This window comes from Mangrovimonas sp. DI 80, assembly GCF_001975575.1.
Classification (GTDB): Bacteria; Bacteroidota; Bacteroidia; order Flavobacteriales; family Flavobacteriaceae; genus Mangrovimonas_A; species Mangrovimonas_A xylaniphaga.
In genome coordinates, this window is sequence record NZ_MSDT01000008.1 from 81210 (window position 1) to 102710 (window position 21501).

The 21501-nt window shown below is 38.7% G+C and carries 18 protein-coding genes and 1 tRNA gene; 12 read left to right on the forward strand and 7 right to left on the reverse strand.

Annotated features, from left to right (window positions below):
• The first annotated feature begins 235 nt into the window (after window positions 1-235).
• From BKM32_RS14920 to BKM32_RS14930, 3 genes are all read left to right on the forward strand, one after another.
• A complete protein-coding gene (locus tag BKM32_RS14920) occupies window positions 236-607 on the forward strand; it encodes a response regulator (protein ID WP_076664796.1) in 372 nt (123 codons plus the stop codon).
• 25 nt (window positions 608-632) lie between these two features.
• Complete coding sequence (locus BKM32_RS14925; protein WP_083702208.1) at window positions 633-4421, forward strand: ATP-binding protein; 3789 nt, start codon at window positions 633-635, stop codon at window positions 4419-4421.
• 121 nt (window positions 4422-4542) lie between these two features.
• A complete protein-coding gene (locus BKM32_RS14930; protein ID WP_076664800.1) occupies window positions 4543-5583 on the forward strand; it encodes a response regulator in 1041 nt (346 codons plus the stop codon).
• 98 nt (window positions 5584-5681) lie between these two features.
• Here the strand turns inward: BKM32_RS14930 and BKM32_RS14935 are convergent.
• The 5 genes from BKM32_RS14935 to mscL all read right to left on the reverse strand — a co-directional run bounded on the left by BKM32_RS14935 (window position 5682) and on the right by mscL (window position 8991).
• Window positions 5682-5757, reverse strand: a tRNA-His gene (locus tag BKM32_RS14935).
• 59 nt (window positions 5758-5816) lie between these two features.
• Window positions 5817-6533: a bacillithiol biosynthesis deacetylase BshB1 gene (gene bshB1 / locus BKM32_RS14940; protein ID WP_076664802.1), complete on the reverse strand. Its 717-nt coding sequence runs from the start codon at window positions 6531-6533 to the stop codon at window positions 5817-5819.
• A gap of 82 nt (window positions 6534-6615) precedes the next feature.
• Complete coding sequence (locus BKM32_RS14945; RefSeq protein ID WP_053977262.1) at window positions 6616-7785, reverse strand: PLP-dependent aspartate aminotransferase family protein; 1170 nt, start codon at window positions 7783-7785, stop codon at window positions 6616-6618.
• A 111-nt stretch (window positions 7786-7896) separates the two neighbouring features.
• The gene (locus tag BKM32_RS14950) at window positions 7897-8499 is read right to left on the reverse strand and encodes a glutathione peroxidase (RefSeq protein WP_053992871.1); all 603 of its coding nucleotides are present in this window, start codon (window positions 8497-8499) and stop codon (window positions 7897-7899) included.
• A gap of 42 nt (window positions 8500-8541) precedes the next feature.
• On the reverse strand, window positions 8542-8991 hold the full coding sequence (mscL, locus tag BKM32_RS14955; RefSeq protein WP_053977264.1) for a large conductance mechanosensitive channel protein MscL: 450 nt from the start codon (window positions 8989-8991) through the stop codon (window positions 8542-8544).
• Between the two features lie 167 nt (window positions 8992-9158).
• Between mscL and BKM32_RS14960 the strand changes: the two genes are divergently transcribed.
• Together BKM32_RS14960 and BKM32_RS14965 are read left to right on the forward strand one after the other, a co-directional pair.
• On the forward strand, window positions 9159-9758 hold the full coding sequence (locus BKM32_RS14960; RefSeq protein WP_076664805.1) for a transcriptional regulator: 600 nt from the start codon (window positions 9159-9161) through the stop codon (window positions 9756-9758).
• The gene (locus tag BKM32_RS14965; protein WP_076664808.1) at window positions 9755-10471 is read left to right on the forward strand and encodes a DUF3307 domain-containing protein; all 717 of its coding nucleotides are present in this window, start codon (window positions 9755-9757) and stop codon (window positions 10469-10471) included. The genes BKM32_RS14960 and BKM32_RS14965 overlap by 4 nt, the downstream gene beginning before the upstream one ends.
• Before the next feature lie 71 nt (window positions 10472-10542).
• On the opposite strand, the gene ccsA is transcribed toward BKM32_RS14965, so the two are convergent.
• Together ccsA and BKM32_RS14975 are read right to left on the reverse strand one after the other, a co-directional pair.
• A complete protein-coding gene (ccsA, locus tag BKM32_RS14970; RefSeq protein WP_076664810.1) occupies window positions 10543-13731 on the reverse strand; it encodes a cytochrome c biogenesis protein CcsA in 3189 nt (1062 codons plus the stop codon).
• 77 nt (window positions 13732-13808) lie between these two features.
• Complete coding sequence (locus BKM32_RS14975; protein WP_076664813.1) at window positions 13809-14201, reverse strand: group III truncated hemoglobin; 393 nt, start codon at window positions 14199-14201, stop codon at window positions 13809-13811.
• Between the two features lie 58 nt (window positions 14202-14259).
• On the opposite strand from BKM32_RS14975, the gene BKM32_RS14980 reads away from it, so the two are divergent.
• From BKM32_RS14980 to BKM32_RS15010, 7 genes are all read left to right on the forward strand, one after another.
• Window positions 14260-15018 carry a Rossmann-like and DUF2520 domain-containing protein gene (locus BKM32_RS14980; protein WP_076664816.1) on the forward strand — a complete coding sequence of 253 codons (759 nt, stop codon included), beginning with the start codon at window positions 14260-14262 and terminating at the stop codon, window positions 15016-15018.
• On the forward strand, window positions 15008-15538 hold the full coding sequence (locus tag BKM32_RS14985; RefSeq protein ID WP_076664819.1) for an HAD family hydrolase: 531 nt from the start codon (window positions 15008-15010) through the stop codon (window positions 15536-15538). Before BKM32_RS14980 ends, BKM32_RS14985 begins: the two co-directional genes overlap by 11 nt.
• A gap of 35 nt (window positions 15539-15573) precedes the next feature.
• Complete coding sequence (locus tag BKM32_RS14990; protein ID WP_076664821.1) at window positions 15574-16488, forward strand: geranylgeranylglycerol-phosphate geranylgeranyltransferase; 915 nt, start codon at window positions 15574-15576, stop codon at window positions 16486-16488.
• A complete protein-coding gene (locus tag BKM32_RS14995) occupies window positions 16488-17075 on the forward strand; it encodes a Maf-like protein (RefSeq protein WP_076664824.1) in 588 nt (195 codons plus the stop codon). The genes BKM32_RS14990 and BKM32_RS14995 overlap by 1 nt, the downstream gene beginning before the upstream one ends.
• Window positions 17076-17150: 75 nt before the next feature.
• Entirely contained in the window at window positions 17151-17681 is a 531-nt protein-coding gene (locus tag BKM32_RS15000) for a mechanosensitive ion channel domain-containing protein (protein WP_053977273.1), read from the forward strand.
• 34 nt (window positions 17682-17715) lie between these two features.
• Window positions 17716-18783: a magnesium/cobalt transporter CorA gene (corA, locus tag BKM32_RS15005; RefSeq protein WP_053977274.1), complete on the forward strand. Its 1068-nt coding sequence runs from the start codon at window positions 17716-17718 to the stop codon at window positions 18781-18783.
• A gap of 88 nt (window positions 18784-18871) precedes the next feature.
• Complete coding sequence (locus BKM32_RS15010) at window positions 18872-21394, forward strand: PIG-L family deacetylase (RefSeq protein ID WP_076664826.1); 2523 nt, start codon at window positions 18872-18874, stop codon at window positions 21392-21394.
• Window positions 21395-21501 lie beyond the last annotated feature (107 nt).

Sequence of the window (21501 nt, forward strand, 5' to 3'; positions counted from 1 at the left end):
ATCGTATTTAGTAAGGCTTAATGAAGAAATTTCGTTTTTTACGAAATAAGATTTCATCATAATCCCCAATTCCTCCCAAAATAAAACCGACTGTTCCCTAAGAACAAAAGCTATTCAAGCTGAAACCCCAAACATCACAACCATAAAAAACATTTCTATTCACTGCCTAAAAAGTAGGGAAAAGCAGATGCCACTTATCCTGTATATGAATATGTAACCAACAAATAACAGCCTTATGGAAGTATTGATTGTAGATGACGAAAGAGATATTGAAACCTTGTTTCGTCAAAAATTCAGAAGAGAAGTAAGAAACCAAAATCTAGAATTGTTATTCGCCTTTTCTGGTTCTGAAGCCTTGGACATATTGGAACGGGAAAACCCTCCCAAAGTGGTTTATGTGTTTTCCGATATCAACATGCCGGGAATGACTGGCTTGGAATTACTGGACAAGATTAAATCACAATTCCCAAACATCACCGTAAGCATGATTTCAGCCTACGGCGACAGTGACAATTTCAATAGAGCCATACAATCCGGTGCCAAGGAATTCTTCACAAAACCAATCGACTTTGAATCCCTAAGAAAAGAAATCCATCAAATGTTATAACATTCAATATCCAGAACAGCTGACCATGTATAAGCAAAAACCAATATTCTTAATCGGATTCTATTGCGTGATCATAAGCTTGATGCTCTTTTCATGCCAACAAAAAGTTCCTGCGCCTCCATTACCAAAATGGGACATGGAATACCTTCCCCCGATAGAGAAAAAAATAACCTTTCCAAAAAAGGACACCATCAATTGGGACTCCATCCCCACCATTAAACTTGCTCCCTTACCTACAAAGAAATTAGACTTAGAGAGCATCCCTTCCAAACCTTTTGTAATAGATGACATTACCAACATTGAGGGGCAAATAGAGTCTGAACACCTTGATTTAAACGAACTCCCCTCTACTCCTTTCAGTTTGGATTCCCTCCCCACGTTCACCTTTGAATTGGATACCATAACCTTAGGGGAGCCTGACATCATCGAGGCAGGGCCTTTAGCAAATATAAGTGGTACCTCTAGAGGGGTTCAATCGGGAGGTCAAGCATTTGGTTTAACGGGCTCGCCAAACAATATTATAAAAGACAACAATGGCTTTTTGTGGGTTGGCACCCAAGTAGGGATTGCTCGCTATGACTCCCATAAATTTGAGTTTTATGGAATTGACCTAGGTCTGGATTTATCTTATGCCTTTTGCCAGTTTATCGATTCTAAGGACCGTATCTGGATACAATGTAACAGTGGTCTTTGGATTTTAGACCCATCACATAAATTAGCTTATAGAATTATTACTGACATTCCTCTAAGAGATGGATATGGCTTTACAGAAGATAAGTATGGAAATATTTGGTACTCCATTATTAATTTTGGCTACCATGTAATAAATCTGGAAAACCAAACCATAAAAAATATCACTCCAAAAGAAGGATTAATGAAATCTACTCCTTCGGTTTATATTTCACCTTTAACTGATAAAGAAGGTCTTGTATGGCTTTCCTCGTTTAATGGCATGAATATCCTTAATCTTAAGAAAGGTACAAATCAATTTATAGTATTTAAAAAAGAGAAAGATAGCTTACGAAATAAAATCATTTCTATTGAAGAAGACTCCAAAGGCAACCTATGGATAGGAGGACTGGATGGCGTTGCTTTTATCGACAAAAAAAATAAAACTTACAACAGACTACCTGTTTCTAAATTTATAGAAGATTGGGTTGGCATCGCCACCACATATGAAGACAAACATAAAAATATGTGGCTAGGTACAGGAATTGGCTCCATTTTAAAATACGATCCATCCAACCAGACTATTGAAAAATTTATTTTAGATAATTCTAAGGGGCGCCGACCGATCGCATCCATTGTGGAAGACTATCAAGGCAATATATGGTCCACCAAAAAATTTGTGGCTACCGGTGGAATATTCAAATTAAACACACTACAAGGAAGAGCTAGTAATTACTCCTCAACTGATGGCTTATCAAATGATAGTATATGGAGTAACGTGATGCTCGATGATAAAAGTATTTGGATTGGCTCAAGAGGAGGAATAGACTTTTACAATCCTAAAACAAAGACTATTAAAAACCTTGGCATTAAAGACAATTTATTACAGACCAGCAATCATATTTTACGTAAAGACTCTAAGAATCGAATTTGGTCTTTGGGAATTCAAGGAATCTCCATTATCGACCCAAGCAACCAAAACATTAAATATCTTACCAAAAAAGAAGGTTTAAATCATAACTATCTCAGATTTATTGAAGATGAAAATGGTAATTATTGGTTAGGTGGCATTGATGGCAATATTACCTTTCTAAATAAAGAATTAACAGAGACAAAAACAATTCAATTAGATACGGTTGGAAGTAATACTAATATTTTTTCTTTAAGCAAAGATGCCAATAATAACATTTGGGTTGCTACATACGGTCAAGGTATTTATAGAATTGCCCCTAAAAAACACACAATTGAACACTTTACCTCTGAAAATGGATTTTTAACAGATAACTTAAACTTCATCCATATTACAAATTCAAACCAACTTTGGATTTCATCAGATCGCGGTGTTTATCTCTTTAATCCCAGCAACGGCTCAGTTAAAATTTTCCAGAAAGAACAAGGTTTGGTATCCAATGAAATTTTCGATATTAACAGTCATAACAACAAAATCTATGTTGGCACCCTCAGAGGAATCAACATTTTGGAAGAAATGGAAAGGGGCAATTCTTTAAATGAACAATGGCAGGTCACCACTATAGCAGAGGAACAAGGCTTACAATATTTGGATGTGAGCATGGGTAGCTCTATGATTGATAATCAGGGTAGGTTATGGATCGGGATTGAAAGCAAGATTCTTTCTATAATGGATGAAATGAAACTGGACACTATTCCTGTAAAAACCTATATTACTGGCATCAACCTCTACGACACAACCATTAACTTTAAAAGTGACTCCCAAATTCTTGACAGCGAAAAACAAGGTTTACCAACACCCTTGGATCAAAGTAATTCCTTAAATAGCAATAGCCCCTCCAGCACTTTAGATCCCAATATTGAATACAACGATATTGAAGGGCCTTATAATTTACCTTTAGAATTACAACTGCACTATAATCAAAATTACATCAGTTTTAATTTTAATGCGTTGGCCTATTCTAATCCAAACTCAGTAGTTTATCGTTATTTTTTGGAGGGCATCGACAAAAACTGGAGCAATATCATCAGCGAAGCAAAAAGTGAAAATTACAGAGACCTTCCCCCTGGGGATTATACTTTTAAAGTCATTGCGAAGGGTTATAACAATGTATGGAGTAAGCCTGTAAAATTAAGTTTCAGCATTATTCCTCCTTGGTGGAAAACCTGGTGGGCCTATTTGGCCTATATAACCTTGTTTGCTTTGATCCTTTACAGCATTAGCAATTACCGTTCCCAATGGTTAAAAAAGGAAAACCGTATCCTTGAAGAGCGCGTAAAACATCGCACCTCCCAATTGGAGAAAAGCCTTCACGACCTTGAAGCCACCCAAACCCAACTTATCCAATCCGAAAAAATGGCAAGTCTAGGAGAGTTAACTGCGGGTATTGCCCACGAGATACAAAATCCTCTCAATTTTGTCAACAATTTTTCGGAAATCAACACCGAACTTATAGAAGAACTCCAAGCCGAAAGGCAAAAACCGGAAATGGAAAGAGACCTTGAACTGGAAGAAGAACTCATGAGGGACATCGCCGCCAATGAGGAAAAAATTAGGCACCATGGCACAAGAGCCGATGCCATTGTAAAAGGCATGCTACAGCATAGCCGCAACAGTAGTTCGGACAAAGAATTGACAGACATCAACAAATTGGCAGATGAATACATGCGTCTTTCCTATCATGGTCTTAGGGCTCGCGACAAGTCCTTTGTGGCTGGTATGCACATGGATTTGGACGACGCAATCCCCAAAATAATGGTCGCTCCCCAAGATATTGGTCGCGTATTATTAAACCTCATCAACAACGCTTTTTATGCCGTAAATGAAAAGAAAAAAACAGCCCCTCCCGATTATAAACCAAAGGTTACTGTTGCAACCAAACAAGTGGGCGACCAAATTGAAATCAATATTATCGATAATGGTCATGGAATCCCGGCGGAGGTGGTGGATAAAATTTTCCAGCCCTTTTTCACCACAAAACCTAGTGGTCAAGGAACAGGATTAGGATTATCATTATCCTATGATATCATTAAAACCCATGGCGGCACCTTAACTGTTAAAACCAGTGACGGTAAACCGATAAACATTAACAATGTATCAGAAAAAGATCTAGGCAAGGGAACCATGTTCACCATTCTTTTACCTATAAACAATGAAGATACAGTCCAAAAATAAGAGGTATACTATCAAAACGAGGGAAGATCTTCATTAAGTAGATGGAACATTATAAAAATAATATCATGATATCAACTGTAGAACAACCAATTAAAAGTTACGGATTTAAACCTAATTAGTTATGTCAAAAATATTGGTAGTAGATGACGAACCGGATTTAGAAGTTCTGATAAAGCAAAAATTCAGAAAGCAAATTAGGCAAAAGGAATATGAATTTTACTTTGCGCAAAACGGCAATCATGCCCTTGAAAAAATAGGCGATTTACCGGATTTGGATATTGTATTGAGTGATATCAACATGCCTGAAATGGATGGTCTTACCCTGCTTTCAAGATTAAGCGAACAAAAACCACTTCTTAAAGCTGTGATTGTTTCGGCCTATGGTGATATGGAAAACATCCGTACCGCCATGAACCGTGGTGCATTTGACTTTGTCACCAAGCCTATCAACTTCGAAGATCTCACGCTAACCATGGAGAAAACCCTTGACCATGCCCGCTACATTAAACAAACCATACAAGCCGTCAAGGAAAACAACATCTTAAAAATGTACGTGGATGAAAGTGTCCTCAACTTTATGAATAGCCGTGAATTTGAAGTCACCATCATGGATAACGAAACCATTGAAGCCACTACCATTTTTATTGATATCTGTGGCTTTACAGCTATTAGCGAAAATGCAAAAGCCAACACGGTAGTGTCACTAATAAACGCCTATTTTGATGAAATGGTAAAGGAAATCATGGCACAAAATGGCTATATCGATAAATTTATTGGGGATGCTATTATGGCTGTATTTAGAGGGGAATATCATTTAGATCGCGCTATAGATGCCGCCTTGGCGGTAAGAAATAAAATCAACAGTCTACCACAGATGAGCAACGATCTTACCTTTACACCTAAAGTATCCATAGGGATTAAAAGCGGGGAAGTGATTTCAGGGAATATTGGATCGGCTAGTTTAAAACGTTTGGACTATACCGTTATTGGAGATGCCGTAAACACTGCCGCCCGATTACAAGATATCGCCAAAGAAAACCAAATCATCATTAGCGAAGATTGCTACGAAAAAGTAAAAGAGTCCTTTATCTGTGAAAAAATAGGAAGCATTTCCCTAAAAAATAAAAGTGAACCCGTAACCATCTACCAAGTCATTGAGTAAAGTTATTATTCTTCTAAAATTTCAAAATCTAAAAAAACACTAACAAACTTCAAAACACAAAAAAAGCCTTTCTTAAAAAAGAAAGGCTTGGTAATTTTGGGTGGAAGATCGGTCTCGAACCGACGACCTCCTGAACCACAATCAGGCGCTCTAACCAACTGAGCTACAACCACCGTTTTAATTGGTTTGCAAATGTAAACGATTTCATCATTACTGCAAAACTTTTTTTCAATTTATTTTACATCAAAAATGCTATCTACTGCTATACAACGCTCTACAGTAAAACCTTCCCCATGTTCTGCACCAATCAAACGACCTAGGTCCCTAGCACGGTATTCAATACTATCGGTAAAGTTCTTGCTGGAAATTGGCGTTTGCGGCCCTTTGGCCTTAGGGTCATAAAACTGTGTTTTATAAGCCATTACCGCATCTATTTTAACATCGATATAACCAGTAACATCCACAATTAAGTCTGGTTCAATGTTTTTCCACTGAATATAATGGTAGACAAACTTAGGACGCCATGGTTCCTGCTTTTCTCCAAAGGCCTCGGTTTCAATTTTCATCAAGCCGCTTAAAAAACAAGCATCGCTCACCAATTTACTCCCTTTTCCGTGGTCTATATGCCGATCGTCAATAGCATTGCAAAGCACCACTTCTGGCTGATATTTCCTAATGGCTTCAATAAGCTTTAGTTGATGCTCTTTATCATTTACAAAAAAGCCATCGGCAAAGCCAAGATTTTCGCGTAGGGACACCCTTAAAATCTCGGCAGAAACGCGAGCTTCCTCCTTTCGAGTTTCGGCTGTGCCTCGAGTCCCCAATTCGCCTCGGGTCAAATCAATAATTCCCACCAATTTCCCATTGGCTATTTCTTTGGCTATAGTGGCACCGCATCCCAATTCCACATCATCGGGATGCGCCCCAATAGCAAGTATATCTAGTTTCATGAAGCTTTGTTTTAAGAGGACAAATTACGAATTGTTTCTCTTTTACAAAACCCAATCCTAGCCTCTTTATTACTCAAAAATATCAAGCCATCACGTTTTCTCCTTTTACTTTGGCTAATGCCTGTTTCAAATCCTTGATCAAATCCTCTTTACATTCAATACCCGTTGAAAATCTGATAAGGTTATCACTAATGCCAATAGCTGCACGCTCTTCAGCAGTCATAAGAGAATGTGACGTTAAATGAGGAGAAAGGGTTGTGGTCTCCACCCCTGCTAGACTTAACGAAGGCTTTATAAGTTGTAAGGCTTGCTGGAATTCCAAAGCATCCAAACCATCTGCCAATTCAAAAGAAAGCATACCGCCAAAACCTTTCATTTGGGATTTTGCCAAGGCATATTGCGGATGGCTTTTCAAGCCTGGATAGTAAACCTGTTTCACATCCTCATGAGCTTCCAAAAACTTGGCAATCTTTTTGGCATTTCTATTTTGTGCCTTTACACGCAATCCCAAGGTTTTAATACTGCGCTCCAACATCCATACAGTAAAATCGCTAAGGTTTCCTCCAAAATTTCTACCCACTCTCCATACTTTTTCCATAAGATCATTAGGGCCTACAACAACTCCTGCCAGAATATCACTATGGCCTCCCAAATATTTGGTTGCCGAATGCATCACCAAATCAATTCCAAAATCTATGGGGTTTTGGTTTACGGGACTTGCAAAGGTGTTATCAATGGCTGTGATGATGCCTTTGGATTTTCCCAATTGGGCCACGCCTCTTACATCGGTAATGGTCAATAAGGGATTGGAAGGTGTTTCTATATAAATAACTTTGGTATTGGATTGTATAGCCTTTTCAAAATCGGCTACTTCATAACCTTCGGTGAAAGTATACTCAATGCCACGTTTTGGGAATTCTTCCCTAATAAAATTACTGGTGCCTCCATAAATAGTGTTTTGAACCACCAAATGGTCCCCTGCTTCCAACAGAGCAAACAACATACTACTTACCGCAGCCATCCCAGAACCAAAAATCAGGGCCCTATCGGTATGCTCTAAAGCTGCCAACTTTTTGGACAATGCCTCCTGATTAGGCGTGTTAAAACTACGCGGATAACGCTTTTGATCTACATCTTGAAACGCATAGGATGTAGATACATAAATAGGTGAAATGGCACTTTTAAATTGCTCGTCCTTGACTTCTCCTATATGAACACAAGTTGTGTTGAGTCCTAAATTATCGTGTGACATATTATTCTGAATTTTAGAATCTAAAATTACAAAACAAAACACACAACCAACACTTTAGCCCTTGATTTTTAAGGGCTAAAGTGTTTAAGTTTTCATTAATTTTATGTTACCCTACTGTCCCTGAATCCAATTGATAATGGATTCATCTACAGGCAAAGTTTGAGGAGAAACCACCTTTACCAAATAGCCTTGTTCATCCAAAAGATACTTTTGGAAATTCCATTGCACTTCCGAATCTTCCAAGCCATTTCTGGACTTTTGGGTCAAAAATTGGTACACCTCATGCATGTCATCTCCCTTCACCGAAATTTTCCCCATCATAGGAAACGTCACCCCATAATTCTCTTTACAAAAGGTAGCAATCTGATTGTTACTTCCTGGTTCTTGACCTCCAAAGTTATTAGCTGGAAAACCTACAATGATGAAGTTTTCATCCTTAAACTCATTATACAACTCCTGTAATTGGGCATATTGAGGCGTCAAACCACACTCACTAGCCGTATTGACAATCATGATCTTCTTCCCTTTTAAAGAGGCAAAATCAAATGGCTTGCCATATAAATCTTCAACCTTAAACTGGTAAATCTGTTCTTTTTCCATAGGAGTTTCAACTTGGTTTTCTTCTACTGAAGCAGTTACAGCTTCCTGCTGCTCTGCGGTATGCTTGCAGTTCATAAGCATAACTGCCAACATCAATACTATTAGTTTTCTCATGATTTAAAAGTAGTTATTTTTACTTAAAACCTTTATTTGTCGTCAATCTTTCAATCGCGATTTTAAAAGACTGTTCTGCTCTTCCATGAGTGTATTTAACTGAGACAACAGCTCTATATCCTTAGGAGTTGCCACAGTTTTATCGGCAGTGTTTTGAGCGCGGTTGCGGAGACGGTTCATAAATTTCACCACAATAAACACAGTAAATCCAACAATTAAAAAATCCAACAGTGTTTCCAAGAATGCCCCATAACCTATGGCTACTTCTTCAGAAACTATCTTGCCTGAAGCATCAATTATGGCGTCCCGTAACACCAACCGTTTGTCTTCAAAATTGATACCATGTGAAAGCAGAGACAATGGCGGCATGAACACCTTTTTAACCAAAACATCCACGACTTTGTTGAAGGAGGCCCCTATGATAATACCTACAGCCATATCGATCATATTTCCCTTTACGGCAAATTCCTTAAATTCTTTTATTAATTTCATTTGCTACATTTTTTAGTTGAAGAATATACTTTTCCTTGCTCATATTGCACAATATAAATGTATAAGAATATTTGCTACAAACATTATATTGAATACTATTAGTTTTTAAGATGATATCTTCGTATATTAGCTTTTAAAGTGATATACCAATATCCAAAACAACAATCATGACCAGTATCATCACCGGCGATATTATCAATTCAAGAAGCCTAGAGCCCAACGAGTGGATGCCTTCACTCAAGGAAGTGTTGAATCTATACGGAAAAGCACCACAACAATGGGAAGTTTACAGAGGGGATAGCTTTCAACTGGAAGTTACTCCTGAAAAAGCACTTGAAGCCGCCATTTTAATTAAAGCTTCCTTAAAACAATTTAAAAAAATGGATGCCAGGTTGGCCATTGGTATCGGTGAAAAGAACTATACTGCTAATAAAATCACCGAATCCAATGGTACTGCCTTTATCAATTCCGGAAAGTGTTTTGAGCAATTAAAGAAAAACACCTTGGCTATCCAATCGACATTTCCTGAGTTGGACAACACCTTGAATATCATGTTTGACTTAGCATTGCTGACCATGAACAATTGGACGCCAACTTCTGCCAGATTGTTAAGGGCCGCATTAGAACACCCTAACATGAACCAAATAGAATTGGCCGAGATTTTTAGTACCACGCAAGGCAATATCAGTCAAGGATTAAAACGCGCTGGACATGACGAAATCACAAAACTCATAAATTACTACAAGTCCCAAATCACACAACTATGATTCACTTATTTATCAAATTAATGCTTGCCCATATTCTTGGGGATTTTGTATTGCAACCTGCCAAATGGGTGGCCGACAAGGAAAGCAAAACCTATAAATCTAAATACCTTTATTGGCATATTGCCATTCATTTTGCACTGCTCATCCTATTATTGAAAGCCAATAGCTCTTACTGGATAGGTATTTTAAGTATTACCATATCCCATTACCTCATCGATTTGTTAAAACTGCAATTCAGAAATGAAAAGAACAACCGCCTCCTATTTGTTTTGGACCAATTGGCACACATTGCAGTAATTACAGTGGTAGCCTACGCCTACGCCCCTGTTCCGTTTGACCTTAGTGACTTATTCAATAGTAAAGTACTTCTCTTTATTTCCTGCTTATTGGGAATAACCTCTGTCTCTTCCGTTATCATGAAAACGGTGACCGCCAAATGGCAACTGGAAGAAGACACCATAGACGAATCCTTGGAAAATGCCGGTGCCTATATTGGCATATTGGAGCGTCTGTTTGTGTTTGCCTTTATATTAATGGGTTATTGGGCCGGCATTGGCTTTTTAATTGCTGCCAAGTCCGTATTCCGATTTGGAGACCTTTCCAAAGCCAAAGACCGAAAATTGACTGAATATATCTTAATAGGCACCCTCTTAAGCTTTGGTCTAGCCATTATGTTCAGTATGGCCTATAAATTTGCTCTAACATTGTTGTAAGCATACTCTTTGTAAAAATAAAAGGCGCCAACTAAGTTGGCGCCTTTTATTTATTTATAAATCCAGGAATCTTATTTCTTATAATACTTTGCATATTTTCTATAAGCCAAAGCACCCAAAAGCGCTACAATCCCAACTGCGATAGCAATAATGTTCAAACTGGCAATTTGCTGTCCCGATTGGTAGGAATGTAACCCTGACAGGTAGAAATTCACACCAAAATAGGTAAACAAAATACTTGAAAAGGCAACGATTGATGCTAGATTAAACCCATATCTACCACGTAACCCTGGTACTAAACGCATGTGGATGACAAATCCATAAATCATGATACTGATCAAGGCCCAAGTTTCTTTTGGATCCCATCCCCAGTAGCGTCCCCAACTTTCGTTGGCCCACATTCCTCCAAGGAAGTTCCCTATGGTAAGCATCACAAGACCAACCGTTAAAGCCATTTCATTAATGATGGTCAGCTCTTGAATATTTAAAGACATTTTGGATTTATTCTTTTCCGTGGTGAAAATCATCAATAAAAGAGACACCACTCCCAATATCATTCCAAGGGTAAACGGACCATAACTAGCCACGATTACTGCCACATGAATCATCAACCAATAAGAGTTCAAAACAGGTTGCAGGTTGGCAATGGCCGGATCCATCCAGTTCCAGTGGGCTACCATTAAAATCATGGAGGTCACAAAGGCTGTGGCCGCAAAGGTCAAATCACTTTTTCTACCGAAAATCAATCCAAACAACATGGTTGCCCATGCCACATAAATCATGGATTCGTAGGCGTCACTCCAAGGCGCATGGCCAGAAATATACCAACGTACTACCAACCCCAAAGTATGCAGTACAAAAAGCACGATGATAGACACCTTAAACACATTTGCCAATACAGACAAAGCTTTGCTCTTTTCATTAAAAATCTGCACAATAATTACTATGAACAAGAAAGTACCCGCATACATGTACCAGCTGAACAATTTCTTAAAGATGTCGTATTTGTTATAGGTAATTTCGGCATCAATTTTCTTTTCAGAAAGCATCACATTTTCCCCTAAACGATGTTGTGTCTTCTTGAAAGCCCCTAACATTTCATCCGCTTTGGAAAAGTCGCCGGTTTGTTTGGCCTGATGCAAATTCATTAAATAGGCACTGAACCCTACGTTGATAAAGTTTCCATATAAGGAATCTTCAATTTTTTGTCGGTAGCCTTCTTCCCTGAATTCCAAAGAGGAAATCCATTTATTATTAGGATCGTTAGGCACCGGGAATATCTTCATGGAACGCCCTTCTATGGCATTGTACAACAAATACACACGTTGCTCGGCTTCCTTAAACTCCTTTTCATAGGCATTCAACTCATTTACATTGGTCATTTTATCCAAATACGGTTGCAGCTTAAAGCTTCCAACTTCATTGAAAAAGTCCACCAAGGCCGCATATTTTTGGTCCTTTGGTACTCCAATAATACTTCTGATGGAATCCGCCTTTCTAGGCTTTAAAAAGATCACAGGCACATTGTACCACAGCATTGGGCTCTCCTGAATAGACAACAGCACTTGGTTGGCATCAAACTCCTCATAAGTATCATGCTTACTCAACTTACGCAACATTTCCGAAGCATAGGTATTCATAGGCATCATACGCCCACTGTAATCCTGAATGACCATTCTTCCAAACTTAGCAGCCTCTTCTTTTGGCGTGATATTGGCACGTAACACAGAATCTATCTGTGCTTTGGTTGGACGCTCATGGTCATGCCCATCCCCTTCAGAATGTTCTTGTGAAAATCCTTGTAGACCAAATAACAAAATCGCAACCGTTAATGCTGCTTTTTTGGTTTTCACCTTATCCAACATTCTTCTTAAATCGGCAAAACGGGTCCCTTTAGTAAACAAGATGGCCAATAGCCCGAAATACAATAAAAAATACCCGATATAAGTAATCCAAGTTCCCCAGAAATCATGGTTTACAGACAACACGGTTCCTTTTTCATCTGGATCAAAACTAGCTTGGAAGAAACGATATCCTTCGTGATCCAAAATATTGTTCATAAAAACACGGTAATTGAAATCGCCATTTTCTTTATCCAAAACGGTAATTTCGCTAGCATAAGATGAATAATTGTTTTCAGTACCCGGATAACGTTCTGCAATAAAATCGTTCAACTTGATGCTGAATGGCAATTTAATTCTTTTGGAACCGTATTTTACAGCTACGTCCAAACCGCCTACTTTTATTTGTTCAAAAGAATTGTCACTTCCTTTTCCTCCCAAAACTCTCACACGTTCGGTTTCACCGTTTGTTGTAACTTTTAATACCAAACCATCGGCATCTCCTTTCAGCATTTGAGGTTTTTCAACAATATCAAATACTCCCTTAATTACCGGCTTTGGAAACACCATTTGCATGTTTCCAATAATGTAACGCGAACGCAAAGCCAGAGGTTGAATGCTATCCTTAACCAATGTTCCTTGGGCACCAGTGGCCATGGTTAAATACTCCCCTTCAAATGGCGATTGAATTAAAAGCTCTCCATTATTATAAGTGATGTTCACAGCACCATCAACAAATTTGTTCAGTGAAAACAGCGTATTGTGGATGCTTTGTACTTCCCCACTCTTCAAGAAATGATTGTGTGGCGCACCGCCACCAGACTCAACCACCTTTAAATATTCTTCACCAGATTCATCGGGTACAATATCTTGTTCAGCTCCAGCCACAAATTTCTCCAATTCTATGGAAACCGGCTGTCCGTCATAATCGGTATTTACACTAAAACTATTGGTTAAACGTGGTGAAAAATCCACTTCCTTTTGAATAACCCTGCGCTGTGCTTGCCCATCAACAACCATGTCGCCATCAATATAGGCCGTGACATATGTTTTTTGAGATAGAAACGTATCTTCGGTAGCACCTTCCCTAATAGGCATCATCCCTTCATACCCAATATAACGCGTTACAAAAGCACCTAAAAGAATAAAGATAAACGCCAAATGCAACAACAGAGTATCCCATTTTTCCTTTGAAAGAAGTCTGTATCTAAAAATGTTCCCGATAAAGTTAATCACGAACACCCCCATAATGGCCTCAAACCACCACGCATTATAGATCAACTGTCTAGAATACGGTGTTGGCGAAGTCCCCATGTTCCGGTCCATAAAGGTCCCCGTAATCATGGCTGCGGCAAAAACAATAAATAAAATAGCGGTAAGTCGTGTTGAAAATAGAATTTTGGCAAGTTTATTTTGCATAATATGAGACTCTTATTTTAGCTCGCGCAAATTTAAGGTATTTACTTTACTTACTTATGTTAAAATACCTGAAACTTTTATGGTGCTTGTCTGGCCTGAAAAATATTCAGGTAGAGAAAGGTGCCCATTTTTCGGGCTCTATGCTTGGCGTTTTCGGCATAATCGCCTTGAAACAGTTCGTCTATGGTTTGCACCCACAAATTGAGCCATAGTCCAAAATGTAATTCGGTAATACTGTGGTTGGTTTCTCGGTCAACTTTTACATGGACCTCCAACGGATTGCCATAATATTTGGTCTTTAGAAACAAACTCGACTCCCAAAAACTAGTCAAGTGTTCAAAATGAGCCTCCCAATCTTTGATGATTGGATTGAAAAAAGGCCCTAAAACCTCATCGGTTCTTACTTTTTTGTAAAACGTCGAGACCAATAAATGAATATCGGCTCTGTTTTGAATATCTTTTTTGGACATGAAACAAAGATAGACCATATCTCTTTTTTATCATGCTAGACTTATTTAATTTAGCAGCATGATTTCAGTTAGCATACTCGGTGCCGGCAATGTGGCCACACATTTATACAAGGCTTTTGAAAAGTCAAAATCAGTATCTGTAAACCAATGGTACAATAGGCATTTGGCGCCATTGGAAACCTACAGAAATGAAGTCTCCATAACCGATGACCTTTCGCAGCTTACCAAAAGTGATGTCTACATTATAGCCGTAAGTGACGATGCCGTGGCAAAATTGTCTTCCAACTTACCTTTTGAAGGCAGATTGGTCGTGCATACTTCAGGAAGTGTGGGCATCCACGATTTGGACAAAAAACATCAAAGAGGCGTCTTTTATCCTTTACAGACCTTCACCAAAGGGGCTGACGTAGATTTTGCCGATGTGCCCATTTGTATTGAAGTTTTGGAGAGAGAAAACCTTCCCCTTTTACAAAAACTAGGCGAAGCTATTGGCTCCAATGTTTATAAAGTGAATAGCGATCAACGAAGAGCTTTGCATTTAGCCGCTGTTTTTGTGAACAATTTCACCAATCAACTGTATCGTGTTGCCCATGAAATCACCGAAAGCCAAGGTGTGGAGTTTGAAATCCTGAAACCGCTTATTATAGAAACAGCCAAAAAAGTTCAGGACATGTCCCCATATATGGCACAAACAGGTCCTGCCAAGCGCAACGACAAAAAAACAATTCAAAAACATTTAAAATTACTGGAGAATCCGCAGCACGAAGCCATCTACAAACTGCTTACCAGTTCAATAAAGAAAACCCATGGAAGATAAAAGCTATAAAGAATACCTAGAACACATCACCACCTTTATTTTTGACGTTGACGGTGTGCTTACCGATGGTACCATTACCGTAACTACTTCTGGCGAAATGCTAAGAACCATGAATATTAAAGATGGGTTCGCTTTGAAAACGGCCATAGATGCGGGTTTTCATATTTGTATTATTTCAGGAGGGTCTAACGAAGGGGTTCGTGTACGATTGAACGGATTGGGCATTAAAGATGTGTATTTGGGAACTCATGATAAAATTGAAAAGCTCCACGAATACCTTGAAAAGAACAATATCAACATAGAAAATGTGTTGTATATGGGAGACGATATCCCAGATTACCCAGTGATGTCTTTGGCAGGCTTACCGTGTTGTCCTCAGGATGCCGTACCGGAAATAAAGGCCATTTCCAAATATGTATCCCATAAAAAGGGAGGTAAAGGAGCCGTTCGCGATGTGATTGAGCAAGTCTTGAAGGTACAGGGCAAATGGAACAGTAATTTTAGCGCTAAATACGATTAACACCAACAAATCCCAACTAACTAAACAACACTAACTTGGAAATATTAAAATTGATTCGCTGGAAGAACCTCCTAATGATTGCCTTGACGCAATACCTTATTAAATATGCTTTTTTTGAGCCGTTTGGAGTCAACATCACTTTAAACCTATTTGGGTTTTCTCTTTTGGTATTGGCTACTTTGTGTATTGCTGCCGGAGGTTATGTAATCAACGATATTTATGATGTGGAAACCGATTTGATTAACAAACCAGATCAAGTAATTGTTGGCAAAACCATTTCGGAACAAGCCGCCAACAACCTTTTTATTGCTTTTAATGTGATTGGAGTTGGTATTGGTTTCTATCTGTCGCACTTGGTTGGTAAAAGTGCTTTTTTTGCAACCTTCATCATCGTATCGGGATTACTGTATGTATATGCTTCCTATTTAAAACCCATGCCCTTGATTGGCAATTTGGTAATTTCGGCTATGGTGGCTTTAAGCATTATAATTGTTGGTTTATTTGAATTAATTCCGGCCATTACCCCTGGCAACCAAGAAACCCAGCTAACCTTTTTTACCATTTTATGGGACTATGCCCTTTTCGCATTTATCTTGAATTTATTGCGTGAAATGATCAAAGATATTGAAGATATTGATGGCGACCACAAGGCAGGAATGAACACCTTGCCTATTGCCATTGGCCGTGAGCGTGCAAAAAAAATAGCCTTTGCTGTTTCTTTTATTCCGCTTGGAGGCGCTATTTATTATTTAATCAACTATTTGTACGGAAATATGGTTGCTGTTGTGTATTTCCTTGTAGCCATCATTGCTCCAATGCTTTATATTGTTATCAAGATCTTTATGGCAGAAACCAAAAAGGAGTTTCATTTTATCAGCAATATGATTAAATTGGTCATGCTACTGGGAATGTTATCCTTGATTATTTACAAATACAGCCTTCTCGATTAATGCTGAACGACCAATTAAAACCATACCATATTGTTTTGGCTTCTGGTTCTCCCAGACGCCAGCAGTTTTTCAAGGATCTTGGATTGGATTTTGAAATCATTCTAAAGCCTGTAAAAGAAGAATATCCGCTGCGCTTAAGACACTATGAAATCAGTGATTATTTGGCCCAACTGAAAGCCATTCCCTTTAAGGAAGATCTTAAAGACAATACCATCCTTATTACCAGTGACACCATTGTTTGGCACAACGATGAGGCTTTGGGTAAACCAAAAGATAAACAGGAAGCTTTTGAGATGTTAAGCTCCATGAGTGGTCAAACCCATGAAGTCATCACCTCAGTATGCTTTACTACTCCTACTGTTCAAAAAACAGTAAACGCTATTACCAAAGTTACTTTCAAAGAGCTTTCCGAAGAAGAAATACGTTATTACATCAACACCTGTCAACCTTTTGACAAAGCAGGCGCCTACGGTATCCAGGAGTGGATTGGACAAATTGGCATCACTAAAATTGAAGGTTCCTATTTTAATGTAGTAGGCCTCCCAACCCATCTTGTTTACAAAACGCTGCTTAGTTTAATAGCATAGAAATAGGCGGTTCTTTTAGGTAATTATTTCAATTTCTCATCTATCTTTGTTTAAGAAATTTCATTGCTTAACACTATGTTTTTTGAAGCTTACCAAGACAAATTAATTAAGGTTTTTATTCTCCTCATCATCCTGTTGATTATTAGGGCTGCCCTGAAAACTGGCATTACCAAAATTGGTAGAAACAGTGGTATTAATGAGGCTAGAATCCACCTTATCAATCGCTACACTACGGTATCATTGGTATTGATAAGCTTGCTGTTTGGGGCGTTTATCTTTGGAGTGGAATTCAAGGATATGGCTTTGGTATTTTCCTCGGTGTTTGCCGTAATTGGTATCGCTCTATTTGCCATTTGGTCTATTTTGAGCAATATCACTTCAGGGGTGATTATGTTTTTCTCCTTTCCGTATAAAGTTGGAGATAAAATTCAAATTCACGATAAGGATTTTCCCATTGAAGCCATTATCGAAGACATTAGGGCCTTTCAGTTACATTTGCGTTTGGACAATGGCGACCTTATCACCTACCCAAACAACCTCATTCTTCAAAAACCAGTAACACTTATAAAAAAAGATGCCATCGACGATGGTCATGACGCTTTATAAATATTGCCTATATTTATAAGGTCAACTTTTATGTATGGGAAAGAAACGAACCTCAAAGTATAAAAAGCACATCGCCAAAGCACCGGGAACCCTTATCTATACTGGTGAAAAAAACAGCCAACAACTTTTTATTGAATCTTTCGATTACAATCTTGAGGGCGTCACCGAAAAGGAACTTAAAAATATTGAGGATGTCTTTGGCTACAAAACCACAGAATCCATCACTTGGGTTAACATCAACGGACTTAACCATATTGAAGCTATTGAAAAGGCCGGTGACCATTATGGCCTGCACCCTTTGATTCTTGAAGATATTGTAAATACTTCGCAGCGTCCAAAAATCGACGAGTACGACGAATACATCTTTATTTCCCTTAAAATGCTCCACCTTGATGCCGACGAAAATGTCATCATTGAGCAGGTGAGTTTTGTGATGGGAGACCGTTATGTCTTGACATTTCAGGAAGCCGAAGGTGATGTTTTTGACAATGTAAGGGAACGTATCCGTTCCGGAAAAGGCCGTATTAGAGGCATGGGAGCCGACTATCTGCTATATGCCCTTGTAGATGCTGTGGTAGACCATTATTATGTGGTAAGCGAAATGCTGGGCAATAAAATTGAAGACATTGAAGACTCCTTGTTTGAAGGCAGTATGAAGGACAGCATGAGTGTTCAAATATTGATGCTGAAAAAGGAACTACTAAAAGTAAGACGCGCTATTTTTCCTTTAAGGGAAATCATCAGCCGTATCGAAAAAAGCGAAAGTCCTCTTATAGATAAAAAATCCATTCAATTCTACAGAGATATTTATGACCACGTCATCCAGCTCTCTGATAATATTGATATTTTCAGGGAGATGATATGGAGTTTAATGGACATGTACATGACTACCATCAGCAACCGTATGAACGAAGTCATGAAAGTCCTAACCATAATCGCTACCATTTTTATTCCCTTGACCTTCATTGCCGGGATTTACGGAATGAATTTCGACCATATGCCTGAGCTTCACCTTAAATATGGCTATTACACTGTTTGGATTGTGATGATTGCGGTGTTCATTGCCATGGTGATTTATTTTAAACGGAAAAAGTGGTTGTGATTCATTCACCCCTCAACCGTTAAAGAAATTCTAAATCCAGCCCTTTGGCTGGTTTTATTTTTATATTTATGGGCAATTAAAACAAACCATGAAGAAACAATTACTTGCATTTTTTCTCACATTGGCCACCTGTCTTGGCCTATACGCCCAACAACCCAAAAAGCCCAATGCCTCCGAAATTTATGAATCCATCAAAAAGCTCAACTTTTTGGGATCGGTTTTATATGTAGCAGCGCATCCAGATGACGAAAATACACGTCTCATCTCCTATATGTCCAATGAAGTAAAAGCACGCACAGCCTATCTTTCTTTGACCAGAGGCGATGGCGGTCAAAACTTAATTGGCCCTGAAATAAGGGAACTATTGGGAGTTATCCGTACACAGGAATTACTTACTGCAAGGCAAATAGACGGTGGCGAACAACGCTTTACCAGAGCCAACGATTTTGGCTATTCCAAGCACCCAGATGAAACCTTGCAAATTTGGAATAAAGACGAAGTATTGAGCGATGTGGTTTTGGCCATTCGACAATTCAAACCCGACGTCATCATCAACAGATTTGACCATCGCAGCCCGGGCAGTACCCATGGTCACCACACAAGTTCTGCCATCTTGAGCGTTGAAGCTTTTGATTTGGTAAATGATTCTTCCAAATATCAGGAGCAATTGAATTCTACAACCGTTTGGCAACCCAAACGTTTATTTTTTAACACCTCTTGGTGGTTTTACGGGAGTGAAGAAAAGTTTGAAAAAGCCAATAAAAGCAATTTGTTGTCCTTTGATATTGGAACCTATTACCCATCCAAAGGATTGAGCAATACCGAAATTGCCTCCCTTAGCCGTAGCCAGCACAAATCGCAAGGCTTTGGAAACACAGGAACCCGAGGGTCCCAAATGGAATACATTGAACTCATTAAAGGCGATATGCCCAACGATGTAAACAACATTTTTGAAGGTATCAATACCTCTTGGACACGGGTAAAAGGAGGCGAAGCCATTGGAGATATCTTGAAAAACGTAGAAGAGCACTACAATTTTCAAAATCCTTCGGCCTCGATTCCTCAATTAATGGAAGCTTACAAACTCATCCAAAACCTAGAAGACACCCATTGGAAAACCATCAAAACAGAAGAAATCAAACAAATTATTGCTGCCTGTGCAGGTTTGTATCTTGAAGCTGCTGCAGACACCAATCATGCCACTGCCGGAAGTTCTGTTCAGTTGAATATTGAAGCCATCAATCGCAGTAATGCCAACATAAATCTTCAAAGCTTCAACATCAACAATACAAAAACTGATAAAAATGTTGAGTTAGCGAACAACGTTAACCAGAAATTCCAAGAGTCACTAACCATAGACAACCTACAACAGCCCACTACCCCATATTGGCTTACCAGCAAAGGGACTTTGGGCATGTATCAAGTGGATGACAAATCTTTAATAGGAAAGCCTGAAACACCAAGAGCCTTCAACGTCACCTTTAATTTAACTATCGAAGGAACACCTATTTCTTTTACGCGTCCTGTGATTTATAAAACTAACGATCCTGTAAAGGGAGAAGTGTACAAACCGTTTGAAATTATTCCGGAGGCTTCTGCCAAGGTGGCCGAAAAAGTTATCATTTTTGACAATGATGAAGAAAAACAAGTTTCGGTAATTGTGAAATCTGGCATCAACAATTTAAAAGGCCAGGTTCAATTGGCACATCCAAAAGGCTGGACGGTTTTCCCAGAAAAACAAACAGTAAACATTCAGCATAAAGGAGCAGAGCAAACGGTGGTTTTCACCATCATTCCTCCAAAACATCAAGATGAAGGATTAATTACGCCTATGGTGCATGTTGGAGATCAAATCTACACCAGAGAATTGATTGAAATAGATTACGACCATATTCCTTTTCAAACCGTGTTACTTCCTAGTGAAAGTAAAATTGTGAGATTGGATATTAAAAAAATAGGACAGAACATTGGCTATATTGAAGGTGCTGGCGATGTAATTCCTGAAAGTTTACAACAAATAGGTTATAATGTCATTACCATCAACCCTGAGAATATTTCAGAAGAAACTTTGAGATATTTCGATGCTATTGTCGTTGGCGTAAGAGCCTACAACACTGTAGATGCTTTAAAGTTCAAACAACAATTATTATTTGATTATGTTGCCAATGGTGGCAATATGATTGTACAATACAATACCAACCACCGCCTAAAAACAGATCATTTGGCGCCATATAAATTGGAATTATCAAGAGATCGTGTAACGGATGAATTGGCCGAAGTTGCCTTTTTGGAGCCTAAACACGAACTACTGAACTTCCCAAATAAAATCAATGAACACGATTTTGAAGGTTGGACACAGGAACGCGGTCTTTATTTCCCAAACAGTTGGAGTAAAGAATTCACCCCTATCCTTGAAATGCATGATAAAGGTGACTCCAAGAAAAAGGGAAGTTTATTGGTAGCCAAGTATGGCAAAGGCTATTATATCTATACGGGCCTTAGTTTCTTCAGGGAATTTCCGGCGGGAGTTCCTGGAGCCTACCGTTTATTTGCCAACATGCTATCTATTGGCAAGGAAGATATTAAAACCGATAACCCTCTGAACGACTAACATGACAGAACATTCACCACAAAAACAGCCTTGGTTAAAATCCTACACACTGGTATTAGTGGCCAACGTCATCTACATTATTGCGTTTTACCTTATCATGAAAGCAT

What these genes read in the sequence shown, in the direction of transcription:
- BKM32_RS14960 (WP_076664805.1), top strand. Translation starts at nt 9,159, where the DNA reads ATGACCAGTATCATCACCGGCGATATTATCAATTCAAGAAGCCTAGAG.
- BKM32_RS14930 (WP_076664800.1), top strand. Translation starts at nt 4,543, where the DNA reads ATGTCAAAAATATTGGTAGTAGATGACGAACCGGATTTAGAAGTTCTG.
- BKM32_RS15000 (WP_053977273.1), top strand. Translation starts at nt 17,151, where the DNA reads ATGTTTTTTGAAGCTTACCAAGACAAATTAATTAAGGTTTTTATTCTC.
- BKM32_RS14925 (WP_083702208.1), top strand. Translation starts at nt 633, where the DNA reads ATGTATAAGCAAAAACCAATATTCTTAATCGGATTCTATTGCGTGATC.
- BKM32_RS14980 (WP_076664816.1), top strand. Translation starts at nt 14,260, where the DNA reads ATGATTTCAGTTAGCATACTCGGTGCCGGCAATGTGGCCACACATTTA.
- BKM32_RS14950 (WP_053992871.1), bottom strand. Translation starts at nt 8,499, where the DNA reads ATGAGAAAACTAATAGTATTGATGTTGGCAGTTATGCTTATGAACTGC.
- BKM32_RS14985 (WP_076664819.1), top strand. Translation starts at nt 15,008, where the DNA reads ATGGAAGATAAAAGCTATAAAGAATACCTAGAACACATCACCACCTTT.
- BKM32_RS14975 (WP_076664813.1), bottom strand. Translation starts at nt 14,201, where the DNA reads ATGTCCAAAAAAGATATTCAAAACAGAGCCGATATTCATTTATTGGTC.
- ccsA (WP_076664810.1), bottom strand. Translation starts at nt 13,731, where the DNA reads ATGCAAAATAAACTTGCCAAAATTCTATTTTCAACACGACTTACCGCT.
- corA (WP_053977274.1), top strand. Translation starts at nt 17,716, where the DNA reads ATGGGAAAGAAACGAACCTCAAAGTATAAAAAGCACATCGCCAAAGCA.
- BKM32_RS14945 (WP_053977262.1), bottom strand. Translation starts at nt 7,785, where the DNA reads ATGTCACACGATAATTTAGGACTCAACACAACTTGTGTTCATATAGGA.
- BKM32_RS14995 (WP_076664824.1), top strand. Translation starts at nt 16,488, where the DNA reads ATGCTGAACGACCAATTAAAACCATACCATATTGTTTTGGCTTCTGGT.
- BKM32_RS15010 (WP_076664826.1), top strand. Translation starts at nt 18,872, where the DNA reads ATGAAGAAACAATTACTTGCATTTTTTCTCACATTGGCCACCTGTCTT.
- bshB1 (WP_076664802.1), bottom strand. Translation starts at nt 6,533, where the DNA reads ATGAAACTAGATATACTTGCTATTGGGGCGCATCCCGATGATGTGGAA.
- mscL (WP_053977264.1), bottom strand. Translation starts at nt 8,991, where the DNA reads ATGAAATTAATAAAAGAATTTAAGGAATTTGCCGTAAAGGGAAATATG.
- BKM32_RS14920 (WP_076664796.1), top strand. Translation starts at nt 236, where the DNA reads ATGGAAGTATTGATTGTAGATGACGAAAGAGATATTGAAACCTTGTTT.
- BKM32_RS14965 (WP_076664808.1), top strand. Translation starts at nt 9,755, where the DNA reads ATGATTCACTTATTTATCAAATTAATGCTTGCCCATATTCTTGGGGAT.